Source organism: Candidatus Firestonebacteria bacterium RIFOXYD2_FULL_39_29, from assembly GCA_001778375.1.
Lineage (GTDB): Bacteria > Oederibacteriota > D2-FULL-39-29 > D2-FULL-39-29 > D2-FULL-39-29 > D2-FULL-39-29.
In genome coordinates this window covers 17505-31504 of record MFGV01000087.1, presented here as the reverse complement: position 1 = coordinate 31504, position 14000 = coordinate 17505, and the positions used below count along the sequence as shown (strand labels likewise).

Annotated in this window: 12 protein-coding genes; all 12 read left to right on the top strand. The window is 40.6% G+C overall.

Features of this window, described 5'->3' with window-relative positions; genetic code table 11:
* The first annotated feature begins 1 nt into the window (after position 1).
* The 12 genes from A2536_12415 (at position 2) to A2536_12360 (ending at position 13776) form a co-directional block, all read left to right on the top strand.
* A complete protein-coding gene (locus tag A2536_12415; protein OGF44426.1) occupies positions 2–1231 on the top strand; it encodes an O-acetylhomoserine sulfhydrylase in 1230 nt (409 codons plus the stop codon).
* 4 nt (positions 1232–1235) lie between these two features.
* A complete protein-coding gene (locus A2536_12410; GenBank protein ID OGF44425.1) occupies positions 1236–2039 on the top strand; it encodes an adenylyltransferase in 804 nt (267 codons plus the stop codon).
* Between the two features lie 16 nt (positions 2040–2055).
* Entirely contained in the window at positions 2056–2451 is a 396-nt protein-coding gene (locus A2536_12405; protein ID OGF44424.1) for a hypothetical protein, read from the top strand.
* A 19-nt stretch (positions 2452–2470) separates the two neighbouring features.
* Entirely contained in the window at positions 2471–3289 is an 819-nt protein-coding gene (locus A2536_12400) for a hypothetical protein (protein OGF44423.1), read from the top strand.
* 27 nt (positions 3290–3316) lie between these two features.
* On the top strand, positions 3317–3766 hold the full coding sequence (locus A2536_12395) for a hypothetical protein (protein OGF44422.1): 450 nt from the start codon (positions 3317–3319) through the stop codon (positions 3764–3766).
* Positions 3767–3787: 21 nt separating this feature from the next.
* Positions 3788–4540 carry a phosphoadenosine phosphosulfate reductase gene (locus tag A2536_12390; GenBank protein OGF44421.1) on the top strand — a complete coding sequence of 251 codons (753 nt, stop codon included), beginning with the start codon at positions 3788–3790 and terminating at the stop codon, positions 4538–4540.
* Positions 4527–5408 (top strand): sulfate adenylyltransferase, encoded by an 882-nt coding sequence (locus A2536_12385; protein OGF44420.1) that lies wholly within the window; start codon positions 4527–4529, stop codon positions 5406–5408. Before A2536_12390 ends, A2536_12385 begins: the two co-directional genes overlap by 14 nt.
* A gap of 7 nt (positions 5409–5415) precedes the next feature.
* Positions 5416–7218 (top strand): adenylyl-sulfate kinase, encoded by a 1803-nt coding sequence (locus A2536_12380; protein ID OGF44458.1) that lies wholly within the window; start codon positions 5416–5418, stop codon positions 7216–7218.
* Between the two features lie 247 nt (positions 7219–7465).
* Positions 7466–7915 carry a hypothetical protein gene (locus tag A2536_12375; GenBank protein ID OGF44419.1) on the top strand — a complete coding sequence of 150 codons (450 nt, stop codon included), beginning with the start codon at positions 7466–7468 and terminating at the stop codon, positions 7913–7915.
* Positions 7916–8245: 330 nt separating this feature from the next.
* Complete coding sequence (locus tag A2536_12370) at positions 8246–9232, top strand: hypothetical protein (GenBank protein ID OGF44418.1); 987 nt, start codon at positions 8246–8248, stop codon at positions 9230–9232.
* Positions 9216–9707: a hypothetical protein gene (locus A2536_12365; protein OGF44417.1), complete on the top strand. Its 492-nt coding sequence runs from the start codon at positions 9216–9218 to the stop codon at positions 9705–9707. The genes A2536_12370 and A2536_12365 overlap by 17 nt, the downstream gene beginning before the upstream one ends.
* Complete coding sequence (locus A2536_12360) at positions 9685–13776, top strand: hypothetical protein (GenBank protein ID OGF44416.1); 4092 nt, start codon at positions 9685–9687, stop codon at positions 13774–13776. Before A2536_12365 ends, A2536_12360 begins: the two co-directional genes overlap by 23 nt.
* Positions 13777–14000: the final 224 nt, after the last annotated feature.

Below are 14000 nucleotides of genomic sequence, written 5' to 3'. Positions count from 1 at the left end.
TATGCAAGGGTTTTCAACCAAAGCTTTACATAGTCCCTTTGTAAAAAAGGACGTCCACGGCTCACTTCATATGCCCGTCTATGATTCAGTTTCTTTCGAATTTGACTCCGCGGAAGAACAGGAAGAGGCGTTTTTGGGAAAAAAACAGCGTCACGTGTATACAAGGATAACAAATCCGACAGTGGAACATCTTGAGCAGAAGGTAAAATATACAACCGGGGCGTTTTCCGTCCTTGCTGTTGCTTCGGGAATGGCCGCGATAAGTAACACGATATTGGCAGCGGCCGGGCGTGGTGATAATATAATCACGACAAAGCTGATTTTTGGGAACACTTACTCGCTTTTTGAGAGGACGTTAAAATCATGGGGTCTGGAAGTACGTTACGCTGATTTTTCCGATCCGAGTTCCGTAGAAAACCTGATTGACGGGAATACGCGGGCGATATTTTTTGAAACAATAACCAACCCGCAGCTGGAAGTCGTAAATATTAAAGAGCTGTCGGCTATAGCCGTAAAGTCCGGTATTCTGATGATTGCGGATACAACGGTCACGCCTCTTGACTTTTTTGACAGCAAGGCCTTCGGTGTAGATGTTGAAGTCCTGTCGGCGACTAAATATATATCGGGGGGAGCAACCACCATAGGCGGCTTAATAATTGATAACGGGACCTTTGATTGGGCGAAGAACCCGAAGCTTAAGGAAAACGCGAAATTTTACGGACAGTTTGCATTTATCGCTAAATTAAGAAAAGAAGTATTCCGAAATATTGGGGCGTGTCTTGCCCCGCATAACGCGTATTTGCAGAGCTTGGGGATAGAAACTCTTGCTTTACGCGCGGAAAGGTCCTGCCAAAATACGCTTAAAGTAGCGGAATATTTATCGGGAAGAAAAGGCGTAAGACGGGTTAACTATCCCGGACTTACGAGTTCAAAATATTATCCTGCTTCTCTTTCTCAGTTCGGGAAAAAAAGCGGTGCTATTCTTACTTTTGAGATGTCAACGAAGGTAGAATGCTTCAAATTGTTAAATAAGCTTAAGATGATAAGAAGAGCAACAAATATCAATGACAATAAGACTCTGGCGATACATCCGTCTTCCACTATATTCTGTGAATATAAAGAAGATTTAAAACGAGAAATGAGGGTTTATGATAATATGATCCGCCTTTCCGTAGGGATAGAGGATGTGGAAGATATTATTAATGACATTGAACAAGCTTTGGAGGTGTGAAGCTATGAATTTTTCCGATGAACAGATAGAGAGATACAGCCGGCATATTATTTTGGGCGAGGTTGGCGGTAAAGGGCAGGAAAAGATAATGCAGGGAAAAGTTCTTATTATCGGCGTCGGAGGATTGGGAGCGCCTGCGGCGTTATATCTGGCGGCAGCCGGTGTCGGAAAAATTGGTTTAGTTGACGGCGATGTGGTGGACAGGAGTAATCTGCAGAGACAGGTGATTCATTTTACACCGGATATAGGTAAGCCTAAAGTTATCTCAGCCAGGGAGAAGATAAATCAGATAAATCCGGAATGTAAAGTTGAGGTTTATCGTGAAAGGGCTACTGCGTCAAATATAGCGGATATTATAAGAGATTATGATTTTATTATTGACGGTACGGATAATTTTCCGGCAAAGTTTCTGGTAAATGACGCCTGTGTTCTCAGCAGAAAAGCGTATTCACACGGGGGAATACTGCGTTTTGACGGTCAGACAATGACCTATGTTCCCGGAAGTACCTGCTATAGATGTATATTCTCGGATCCTCCGCCGAAGAACCTTGTGCCGACCTGCTCACAGGCGGGGGTTTTGGGTTCTGTTGCCGGGATACTGGGGACGATGCAGGCTGCGGAAACGCTGAAATTTCTGATAGGCAAAGGAGATCTTCTTACGGATAAAATGCTTATTTTTAACGCGCTCAGAATGGATTTCAGAAGAATCGGTTTTAAAAGAAATCTGGATTGCAAGATATGCGGGTCTAACCCTGTTATTAAAGAATTAAAGGATTATGAACAACCGGCATGCGATTTAAATCGATAATGAAGCGGGGAAGGTCATGAAAATAAGAAAAAGAGATATTGAAGAGATTTTTGCTCAGGGAGAAATAGAAGCTCCGATTGAGGCTTGCGGTTATCTTGGAGGAAAGAACGGAGTTATTAAAAAGATATTTCCAATGAGGAATGTCGATGAAAGTAAAGATCACTTTTCTCTCGACCCGGCTGAACAATTTAAGGTAATGAGAGAGGCAAGGATCGAAGGTTTTGATATTCTCGGCGTGTATCATACTCATCCGAATTCGCCGGCGAGGCCGTCTGAAGAAGATATTAAACTGGCCTACGATGCAGATAAAATATACGTTATTGCCTCCTTGGAGGGCGGAAAAAGAGAAGCGAAAGTTTTCAAAATACTGGAAGGGGCTGTAAAAGAAGAATTTCTTGAGATCGAACAGTAAAATTAAAAAGGAGAACAAAATGAATAGAATATTTGCAATATTTCTGACGCTTGCATTGTTTTGCATTTCCGCAATATCTGAAGAGGCACCCAAAAAATCGGTTTTTGTGTTTTCGGCAGCCACAGGATCGATCAATAATGAAGTGAAGTTTGAAGTCCCGGGCAGCTCTGTTAGTCAGGTATTAAAAGACAGCGGCCAATTATATGGTATTTACATGCTTTATGCCGTTCCGAATCTGATAATAGGAAGCTCTGGTGATTTTTCAATATTAGGTAAAAGCAGTGAAAATAATTATCTTTTCTTTACCCGCTATTTTTTTGGTAATGAAGGAGAGATCCAGCCGGTGTTCGGTCTTACTGTTGATTACATCAGTTTTTACACCCAGCTTAATACTGCGGACGTACCGCCATTGAGCTCGCTTGATGTAGACAGTTCGATATGGGGGACTCATGCTACTGCGGGAATTTCTTTCAAGATAAGTGATCTAAAACTTTCTCCCTTTATCGGGTATTTCAACGAGCAGGTCAATACGGTTGTCACTTCTCCGGGGATGCTCGTAGCAGGAGTGAATAAATACGGATTCAAGAGCACATCTTATGTAAGTTTAAATTATTTTTCGCTTGGTTCAGGATTTGATCTTGTTCTTTACCACTTTTTAAGATTGAGCTCAAGCGTCTATTTCAGATTCGGGCAGAATGAGCCGGCATTATTTACGGCCAGAAACCGTATTGACGTATTTTTGTCAAGAGAGTTTGGCTTGTCCTGTAAGATTGATTATTTCCAAGATAAATATGAGACTAATTCATTTATTACCGTAGGCCCTGTTCTTGTTTTTTAAAATACTGGGAACATAAGGATAGCGGGTATGTATAAAAAAGCAATAAAAATATTATTAATAACTGCAGGCACGGTTTCTGTGGGGCTTGGGATTCTGGGTATATTTCTGCCTCTTTTGCCTACAACCCCGTTTCTCTTACTTGCGGCTGTTTGTTACTCTAAAGGCTCGGAAAGACTCTATAATTGGCTTCTGAAAAACAGGTATTTTGGAAGTTATATTAAAAACTATCGCGAGAAAAAAGGAATACCTTTAAGGGCTAAAATTACGGCAATAGTATTTTTAAATATTACAATGGGTTATACGATCTTCTTTATAATTCATTATTTCTGGCTTAAAGTGATGTTATTTCTAATAGCTGTTGGCGTAGTTGTTCATATATGTTCAATGAAAACTTTAAATAACGGGATACTGCGGCGGAATCAATCTAAAAATAAAAGTAATGTAAGACCCGGCAAGGTAAAAATTAAGGAAGCATAGAAAAAGAAAGGAGCCGTGAGCATGTCATCAGAAAATATAAATTACAGTATAGAGGAATTAGCAGGATATCGAAATGGAATCAGAAATCTCGATGCTCAGGGTATTGTAGATTATTTCTTGAATCATTTCGGGATTGGGAAGATAGCGCTTTCTTCGAGTATGAGCGTGGAGGATCAGGTTTTAACAGATATGATCCTTAAAAAAAACAAAAATGCAATTATATTCACGATAGATACAGGCAGACTGCCTCAGGAAACTTACGATGTAATTGATAAGACAAGAAAAAAATACGGGGTAAATATTGAAGTACTTTTTCCTGAAGGATCAGATGTGGAAGAGCTTGTTAAAAATCACGGCGTCAATTTGTTTTACGAAAGTATTGATTTGAGGCGAGAATGCTGCCACATTCGGAAAATAGTTCCTCTTAAAAGGAAACTGGAAAGTCTAGAAGCCTGGATTTCGGGCATTAGAAGAAGTCAGTCAGTCACCCGAAATGATATTGTGAGCGTTGAATGGGACGATAAGTTCAAGCTGTTTAAAGTTAATCCTATTTTTGACTGGACAGAGTATCAGGTTTGGGATTATATCAGAAAAAACGACATTCCATATAATATCTTGCATGACCGCGGATATCCGAGTATCGGTTGTGTTCCGTGTTCCAGGCCAATAAAACCCGGGCAAGATATACGTTCAGGACGCTGGTGGTGGGAAAGTCCTGAGCATAAAGAGTGTGGTTTGCACTTAAAAAACAGGGGGAATAATGGACAATATTGAGAGGCTGGAGGCACAGAGCGTTTTTATATTGCGCGAAGCTTATAAAGAATTTAAGAATATCTGCATGCTTTGGTCTATAGGCAAAGACAGTACAGTTTTGCTTTGGCTTGCCAGAAAAGCTTTTTTTGGTCATGTCCCTATCCCTCTTGTACATATAGACACTCATTACAAGATACCTGAGATGATAGAGTATCGGGACAAACTCGCGCTTGAATGGAAGCTGAACATGGTTTACGGGGAAAATATTACAGCTCTTGAGCAAAAGCAGACCTATCCGGATGGAAATACCGACCGGATAACTTGCTGCAGAAATCTTAAGAGTGAAGCATTAAAACATACACTGGACGGCAGTTGGTCCCGTTACAGAATGGATCACAATTTACAACGGTATGTACAGGATAACAATATAGAGCCTTATACCGGTGTTATTGTGGGTGTCAGAGCGGATGAAGAAGGTTCGAGGTCAAAAGAAAGATATTTCTCGCCGAGGGATAAGAATAACGAATGGGATGTTGGAGAGCAGCCTCCTGAATTCTGGAACCAGTTTAAGACCGATTTTGCTCCGGGGACCCATGTCCGCGTGCATCCATTACTTGACTGGACAGAATTGAATATATGGGAATATATAAGAAAAGAAAGTATACCTGTGGTATCCCTGTATTTTGACAAGGGTGACGGAAAACGTTACCGTTCGCTTGGCTGCTATCCATGCACAAAGCCGGTAGACTCCACTTCGAAAAATGTAGATGAAATAATAGAGGAACTGAAAAGCGGCAAGTTTTCCAATATTGCCGAAAGGTCAGGCCGGGATCAGGATAAGGAAGACGGCGGCGGATTGGAAACCTTAAGACGTGACGGATATATGTGAGGGAAAAATGACTGACAAAGAACATATGAACATAGTGATAGTAGGGCATGTGGATCACGGCAAGTCTACCGTTATCGGCAGGCTTTTAGCAGATACAGGGTCGCTTCCAGAAGGAAAGCTTGAATTTGTAAAACAAATGTGCTTTAAGAACGCAAAGCCGTTTGAATATGCTTTTCTTCTGGATGCCTTGAAAGATGAACAGTCACAGGGTATTACGATAGATACGGCCAGATGCTTTTTCAAAACCAAAAAGCGGGATTATATTATTATTGACGCTCCCGGTCATATTGAATTTTTGAAAAACATGATAACCGGAGCAGCCCGCGCCGAAGCAGCATTGCTTGTAATAGACGCCAAAGAAGGCGTTAAAGAGAATTCCAGAAGGCACGGATATCTTTTATCGATGCTGGGGATAAAACAGGTAGCCGTTCTTGTTAATAAAATGGATCTTGTGAATTTCGACGAGAATACTTTTGAATCTTTAAAAAAAGAATATACAGCATTTCTGAACAAAATAAATGTAAAAGACGTTAATTTTATTCCTATAAGCGCAAGAGACGGGGATAACCTCGTTTCTTTATCCGGGAATTTGAGCTGGTATTCGGGAATGACAGTACTTGCTCAGCTTGATCATTTTGTTCATGAGGTCCCTGACGGACAAAAACCTTTCCGTTTTCCGGTTCAGGACGTTTATAAATTTACCCGGGAAAGCGACGATAGAAGAATAGTTGCCGGTACTATCGCTGCAGGTTCGATAAATGCAGGAGATAAAGTTCTATTTCTTCCATCGCGGAAAAATTCAAGGATAGAAAGCATTGAAAGTTTTAATACGGAAAAGAAAAAGAGAGCTTTCGCAGGGCAGGCTGTCGGGTTTACGCTGGATACCCAGATTTATGTCCGGCCGGGAGAGCTGATGATCCTGGAAAACAGCGGAAATCCTCCGAAGATAGGAAATCGCTTCAAAGCCAATATATTCTGGGTCGGAAGAGCTCCAATGATAAAGGACAAATCTTATAAACTGAAATTAGCAGCAACGAGAGCGTCAGTTAAACTTGTTGAGATCAAGCAGTCTCTTGATGTGTCGGATTTAACGGCAGTGAACACAAAAAGGCAGGTAGACAGGCATGATGTGGCTGAATGTATCTTTGAAACTGCTAAACCGATAGCTTTTGATACTATAGGAGATCTTGAGGTGACAGGACGGTTTGTTATTATCGATAATTATGAAATAGCCGGCGGGGGAATAATTATTGAAAATCTACAGGAAAATGAATCTATCCTTAAGGAGCATATAAAGAACAGGGAAAACATTTGGGATAAAGGATTGATAGAATCGGATGAGAGGGAAAAAAGGAACAAACACAGGTCGAAGTTTGTTGTGTTTGTTGGAGCTCCAAGTGATGTTAAACAAAGCATCGCAAAAAAACTGGAAAGGGAACTGTTTGATAAAAACCATAATGTTTATTATATGGGCTTATCCAGCATTGATTACGGTTTGGATGCCGATATAAAGGCGTATGATTTGTATATGGAGGAAAAAGTAAGAAGATTAGGAGAATTGGCGAGAATTCTTACGGATACGGGGTTGATATTTATTACAACGATAGACAATGCGGATGATTTTGACATTGAAATATTAAAGATGTTAAGCGAGCCGAATGAAATAGCGGTGGTAAGTGTTGGAGAAAGCGGGTTGGTAAAATTTAATCCGGACCTGGAAATAAAGGAATACAATGATACTGCGGATGCCGTAAGAAAAGTCATAAATCTTTTGATGCATAAGGAGGTGATATTAGAGTATTATTTGTAAAAATAAGCCCGAAATCCGAAGTAGAGAGTACACCATTATTGGCATTAAGAATATTGATATTTTAGTAGGATTTCGGGTTCGATTCCGCTGATTAAGAAACAACCATATACGCTTTTCTTTACTTTAACTTGAATATTCCTACTTCGTTTTTAGGGATAAGTATTCTTGTTGAAGAATGAGAGATACAATGCTATAATCCCTACCAAACAGGTATAGATTGTGTACTTTCATTTAGAGAGGATCAATTATGAAACTATCGTATAAAGGGGATTATGCACTAAAAACGCTTCTGGACCTATGTCTTTACGGCAAAAAGAAGACAGTGAGAATCAAGGATATCTCTGAAAGGCAGGATATTCCTGTCAAGTATCTGGAACAAATAATGACGCTGCTTAAAGGCTCCGGTTATGTGAACAGCAAAAGAGGTCCTGAGGGCGGGTATTCATTAGGCAAAAAACCGGAAAATATTACACTCGGAGAAATTGTAAGACTGATAGAAGGGCATACATCGCCGATTGCCTGCGTGAGTACTTCTTGTTACAAAAAATGTGATGATGAACCGGGATGCCCTTTTAAAAAAACATGGCTTGAAGTTAAGAACGCAATAAATGGAATTGTTGATAAGACGACTATTTCGGATATCTGCGAAAGAGCTGAAAAAATGAGGGCTGAGAAGTCAGCTAATTATCAGATTTAAAAGCAAGGAGACAGTATGAAAACATTTAATAAAAAAAGGCTTTAAATAAGAAAAATGAGTCAAAATATGCCCAATTCAGCGGAACTTGGGCTGTTGATGACGAGATCTTACCTAAAAAACTGTAGTAGATAGCATAATCTGACTTAGAAGATTAGTGTCTTTCCGGGATTTTTTGGCTTAACTTTTACTCTTCCATATTGTATAATATGTATTAGTGTTTTCATCTATGCCCTGCACCCGAAAAAGTGAGCATGCCATATACCTGAACGAAGGGAATGGTATGTGGTGGTACAGGATTAGTGTTGTCATTTTAGCTAAAGGGGAATAGACGTGGATCCGAAAAAGCTTGAAAAAATATTGAAAAAGTTTAATGTTACCCGTGTTTTGGTGCTTGGGGATGTTATTCTTGATGAGTATATATTCGGTAAAGTCAATCGTATCTCGCCTGAAGCGCCGGTTCCTGTTGTGGAAGAACAATCCAGAACGCTACTTCCGGGCGGGGCGGCTTACGTGGCTTCCCATATCTCTAATTTTGGAGGAAAAGCGCACCTTATCAGCGTCATAGGTGACGATGTTTATGGAGAAAAAGTAACCAGCGAGCTTTCTAAAAAGGGCATCTCCGCTTTCGGGCTTGTGAAAGATTCCGAACGGCCGACCATACTTAAAACCAGGGTTATTGCCCAGCACCAGCAGATTGTCCGCATTGACTCAGAAAAAAGAACACATGTAAGTCCTGCCATAGTAAGACAGCTTTTGAGCCGTGTCGAGTCTCTCATGGATGAAGTGGATGTGGTTATTATCTCCGATTACGGCAAGGGCGTCGTTATCCCTTCCGTCTTCAAGGAAGTAATTAAAATGGCGAAAAGGAAAAAAATAAAAATTGCCGTGGATCCAAAACCGGCATACTGTCTGCTTTATAAGGGTGTTACTGTGATAACTCCAAATGCGAAGGAAGCAGAGGGTTCGGTGCATAAAATTATTAAGGACGAAGCTTCGCTCTATTCAGTCGGTAAAGAACTTCTTACAAAAATAAAAAGCGACTCGGTATTAATAACACGCGGAGAACACGGGATGACTCTTTTTGAAAAAGGAAAAAAGCCCGTTACTATTCCCACTTACGCGAGAGAAGTTTATGATGTTACAGGCGCCGGAGATACGGTTATTGCAGTACTGGCGATGGCGCTTGCTTCAAAAGCTTCTTTACTCGATGCTGCGTATCTTTCAAATTTTGCCGCGGGTGTGGTTGTCGGCAAAGTCGGCACGGCTCCGCTTTCAATGATGGAGTTAAAACAGGCGCTTAATGAACACAAAAATTAAAACACTATATGCCCTTGTCAGGGTTGTTAAGGCCTTGAAGAAAAATGGTAAAAAAATTGTATTTACCAACGGATGCTTTGATATTATTCACGTCGGGCATACGCGGTATTTAAAAGCAGCAAGGAAGCTCGGGGATGTGCTTATAATTGCCGTTAATAGCGATGCTTCTGTTAAGCGTTTGAAAGGTCCCGGCAGGCCTGTTAATAACGAGAACGACAGGATGGAGATACTTTCGGAATTCCCCTTTGTGGATTTAGTAGTGCTTTTTAAAAAGGACACTCCGTATGATACGATAAAAGCAGTACTTCCTCACGTGCTTGTAAAGGGAGGGGACTGGTCTGTTGAAAGTATTGTCGGCGGCGATTTAGTCAAAAATGCAGGAGGCAAGGTTTTTAATATTCCTCTTATAAAAAACAAATCAACTACAAATATAATTAAAAAGGCTGGTAAAAGTGGAAAAAATGGTAAAAAGTAAACTAACCGGAGTTTTTATATTGGCAGGTATAATTCCCGTGGTACTTCTAACTGTTTATTTTTCGTTTCAATCGTCCGGTTTGAATATTGCAGGAAAACCAAACACGCCGAATGTACTTCAGAGCGAGAAGAATAATGCTGTCTCTCTTACTGCCAGGAATTCCTGGTATTTGACTATGATTCTCCGGAAAGTTGAATTGGCTGGACGTATGGGCGGTGACGTTATCGCCGGTGTTTTTAAGAGGCAAAACGCGTTTTTTACCCAGGAAGATTATAGAAAAATTAAAACCGACGCCGGTGGAAAGTTCCTCTGGAGTCCCGAGAAAGAAGGAGGGGTTCTTTTTGTCAGCGGCAGTTATAAGGAGGCTTCAAAGGACGGAAAAATCCCGGTTATTGGTGCTTACCTGGATAGTACGCTCTCTCTGATCGAGAAAAATGGGACTGTGATTGAGTCTGTCTATATTATGACTGAAACAGCTGTCAGAAAATACCCCTGGGCCAAAATTGATGATCTTGTTAAGACAGGGCTTTATAAAGTCGGAAATTATAAAATTAAAGCAGACAGCTTGTTTATGAATGAAGATTCTTCGCCTTACCGTATCGCAGGTCCTGATTTGAATAAAAGCAGGATGGAGATTTGGACGGAAGCATACTGGAATCAGGAATCGAAGAGCTGGATGATCTCGTACTTCATGCCTCTTTATATTGACGGTGTTTACAAAGGAGTGCTCGGCGCTGATATATCACTTCAAAAGCTTCTTGAAAAACTTATCGGAAAGGACCAGGCAAAGAAATTTACTTATCCGGATACTTTCCCTGCCGTGCTTACAAAAAACGGCGTGCTTGCAGCTTCTTCAATTTACGGCTACGACATGCTGAAGATTGACGGTGCGGTAACAGCGCAATCCGACCTTAAAAGTTATGGTAATGAAGGTTTTCAATCGTCCCTTTCCCGTGTTCTTGATCCCAAATTCTGGGAGAATACAACAAGGGATGAAGAGCTCGGAGGGGTTGAGAGCGTTTCCGTAAACAAAAAAGAGTATTACCTTGCCCATTTTCCGGTGAGAACCGGAGGACTTTCTCTGGTGTTGTTTATCCCCGCGGTTAATCTCGAAAAATCCGCGGCAGTTTCGGTTACAACTGCAAAGTCAAAAAGTAGCGGGATTAATATTGCCGTACTCGGTACAGGTCTTTTATGCACAGGGCTTTCTATAGTTTTTATGGTTATTCTTTTGAATTACGTTTCAAAAAATACTGAGCTCTCAAGTGAAGACGGAACTCTCCGGTCATCCGCGACTATGCTTACAGAGGAAAAGAAAATATTTGATGACAAACTCCGGGAATTTGGCGAAAGAAATACGGAGCTGGGGAATCAACTGGAGAAAGTCAGGACGGAGCTGAAAGAGGCTCTGGCTAAAAACGGCGGTGCAAAACCTGATCTTTCGCAGTATATTTCTATTAATGAGTTTAACATGAAACTTGAAGCTGAAAGAAAAGGGCTTCTTTTGAAGATAAGTGAAATTGAAAAATCAAAGAATGATTTTGAACGCAGGTTAAATGAGAAAACAGCGGAATATAGAAAGCTTATTATGCAGCCGGGGACGGCATCAGGGGAACCGGATCCGAACAAGTACATTAAAATAGAAGATTATAATAAAAAACTTGAAACGGAAAGAAAGAATTTTATCAGCAAGGTTAACGAGCTGGAAAAGGTTGGGGCAGAGCTTGAAGTCAGGTTTAATGAATCGAAAATTGATAAGAATAGACTTGAAGAAAAGCTTTCGGAGTTAACAAAAAACTCCTCATCGAAAAACGGGAACGACCAGGGTATGGTCCAGCGTTTGGGAGAGGTTCAAAAGGCAAATGACGGTTTTAAAGAAAATTTTGAAAAATTAAAGGGCGAGAATGAACAACTTGTTAACAAAGTTAAATCTTTGGAAAACGAAGGTAGGAATCTCGCGGAAATGCTTGTTTCAAAATTTGAAGAGGAAAAGAAGAATTACAATATAAAAGTGGAGGAGTTAAATAAACAGGTAAATATAGAAGCCTCAAGGGTTGTGGAACTGGAGAATAAAATTAAAACAGATTCCGTGAAATTGGCCCAGATGGATCCTTCAAGGTTTATCCCCCTTGCCGAGGTTAACACCAGAATAGAGGCGGATAGAAAGAATTTTGTATTAAAGATTCAAGAGTTGGAAAACCGGTTAAAAACAGCCGTGGAAAAACCGGATCCTGCACGGTTTGTGCCTCTGGATAAGGTAAACGAAGAAAAGGCGGCAAGGGAAAAGGAAAATAAAGATGAAGTGGCAGTGCTTGAAAAGAAACTTATGGAAGCTGCTGCTGTAATGACCGGCATGAAGCAGTTGGAGGAGAAGAATAAGGCACTTGAAGAAAAACTTGTAGAAGTGTCTCAGGTTGCTGCCGGAGCAAAACAGCTTGAACAAAAAGATAAGGAACTTGAGGCAAAACAAAATGAGATGGTTTTTAAACTGCAAGAGAGGGAACAACAATTTGCAGAGCTGCAGGCTTTAAAAAACAGGGAAGTTGAGGCAGGGCAAAAAGAGCAGGCTGATCTTAGCGCGAAATTGCAGGAGGCCGAAAAACAGCTTGGTGAATTGAATAGTTTAAGAGAGCTTGCGGGTGCCAAAGATAACGAAATACAAGAAAAACAAAGACAGCTGGCCGAATTGGAAGAAAAAAATAATAGTGTTTTAAAAGAGAAAGAAGAGTATTTTGAGGTCAGGTTAGCAGAGATGGAAAAGAAAGTCAAAGCCGCCGAGGAAAAGCCGGTAAATACTGCCGAGTTTATGCCTGTAGAAAAAGTTGCAGATCTGGTGACCGAACGGCTTGAAGCTCAGGATCAAAAATACGCAGGAAGAATAAGAGATCTGGAACAGGCTCTAAAAGCAGAAAAGGAAAAACCTGTGGCGGATCTGTCTGCTTATGTCCCTCTTTCCGAACTGCAGGCTAAAATAGAAGAAGAAAAGAAATCTGCTCTTGACAGGATTAATCAGCTGGAAACTGCTGTTAGGGCTTTAAATCAGGAAAAGACCGGCCTTGCGGTACAGCTGGCTGAAGTTGCCTCCTCTAAAGATGCTGCGCAGAAGGTTATGGCTACAGTCGGTGAAGCAACCAGAAGAATGGAAGAAGACAAGTTGAAAGCATCCGGGAAGGTGCGGGAACTTGAAATGATAAAGCTTGATTTGGAACAAAAATATATGTTATTGGTGAATGAAAATAAAAAAATGACGGAAGCTCTTAATGTTGTTGAAGGCAGGAAAAAAGAGACCGATAAACAGGCTCAATCTTTGATACTTAAAGTAGGAGAGGATCAACAGGCTCTTAAAGAGAAGATAAAAGATCTTGAAGAACAAAAAGGGGAACTGACTGCGGAGCGTGATGCTGCAAGGAAACATTACGAAATCATGAGAAAAGAACTCGAGCAGGAGCAGGCAAAACCTCTGCCGGTTTTCTCTGTTGAAACAAAAACGGATACTGAAGATAAACAAAAAAGAAAGCTGGAAATGGTTATCGAGAGGACGTCTGCTTTTAAATCGGATCTGAATATTGAGGAGCCGGGTAAAGAAAAGCCGGTTGAAAAATCTGAAAATAATGAAACTGATTTAAAGTCTAAAACTGAACAAGCCGGCGGAAAGCATGATTCCTTTGATATTTATACTGCTCCTTCTCCTGCAGCTCCTGTTTCTTCGCCCGAGCATTCCGAAGAAGAGGAAAATAATCTTCTGGTCGTGGATGATAAAGGTGAAATAATTAAGATCTTCGGGGATTCTCTTTATAATATGGGTTACAGTGTTTATATCGCAAGAAATGCCAAACTTGCAAAACAAAAGCTTACTATGGGAAATTACAGGAATGTAATTATCAGCGCAAGCCTTGCGGACGGGGATTATAAAGAGTTCTTTGAATCGGTTAAAAAAGGTGATGCTAAATATGCGGAAAGGATCGTCTTCTATAATAATGAAGAGACAAAGGATAAAGAGTTTCTGTCCGATAAAAAAATAATGAAATCCGGAAGTACGGAAGTAGATATAAAAAAATTGATGATTTAAAGACAGCAAGTACAGTAAACGAAGCAGGGGAAGCAAAAACAGAAGTTGAGCGAAGTATTAAGTATCTAACCGTAAATCTTCGCGAAATCCGCCTAGGCGGAGGAAGCAAGTACAGCAAAGAAAGCAGAGAAAGTGAACAAAGTTAAGGAAGTTGAGCAAAGTCTAAATATAAAACCATAATACTTCGCGAAATCCGCCTAGGCGGATGTGAAATCGTTTTTCAA

Bases quoted from the DNA above. Each gene is read 5' to 3' on its own strand.
- A2536_12405 (OGF44424.1), top strand. From the start codon at position 2,056: ATGAAAATAAGAAAAAGAGATATTGAAGAGATTTTTGCTCAGGGAGAA.
- A2536_12400 (OGF44423.1), top strand. From the start codon at position 2,471: ATGAATAGAATATTTGCAATATTTCTGACGCTTGCATTGTTTTGCATT.
- A2536_12410 (OGF44425.1), top strand. From the start codon at position 1,236: ATGAATTTTTCCGATGAACAGATAGAGAGATACAGCCGGCATATTATT.
- A2536_12385 (OGF44420.1), top strand. From the start codon at position 4,527: ATGGACAATATTGAGAGGCTGGAGGCACAGAGCGTTTTTATATTGCGC.
- A2536_12415 (OGF44426.1), top strand. From the start codon at position 2: ATGCAAGGGTTTTCAACCAAAGCTTTACATAGTCCCTTTGTAAAAAAG.
- A2536_12365 (OGF44417.1), top strand. From the start codon at position 9,216: ATGAACACAAAAATTAAAACACTATATGCCCTTGTCAGGGTTGTTAAG.
- A2536_12390 (OGF44421.1), top strand. From the start codon at position 3,788: ATGTCATCAGAAAATATAAATTACAGTATAGAGGAATTAGCAGGATAT.
- A2536_12380 (OGF44458.1), top strand. From the start codon at position 5,416: ATGACTGACAAAGAACATATGAACATAGTGATAGTAGGGCATGTGGAT.
- A2536_12395 (OGF44422.1), top strand. From the start codon at position 3,317: ATGTATAAAAAAGCAATAAAAATATTATTAATAACTGCAGGCACGGTT.
- A2536_12375 (OGF44419.1), top strand. From the start codon at position 7,466: ATGAAACTATCGTATAAAGGGGATTATGCACTAAAAACGCTTCTGGAC.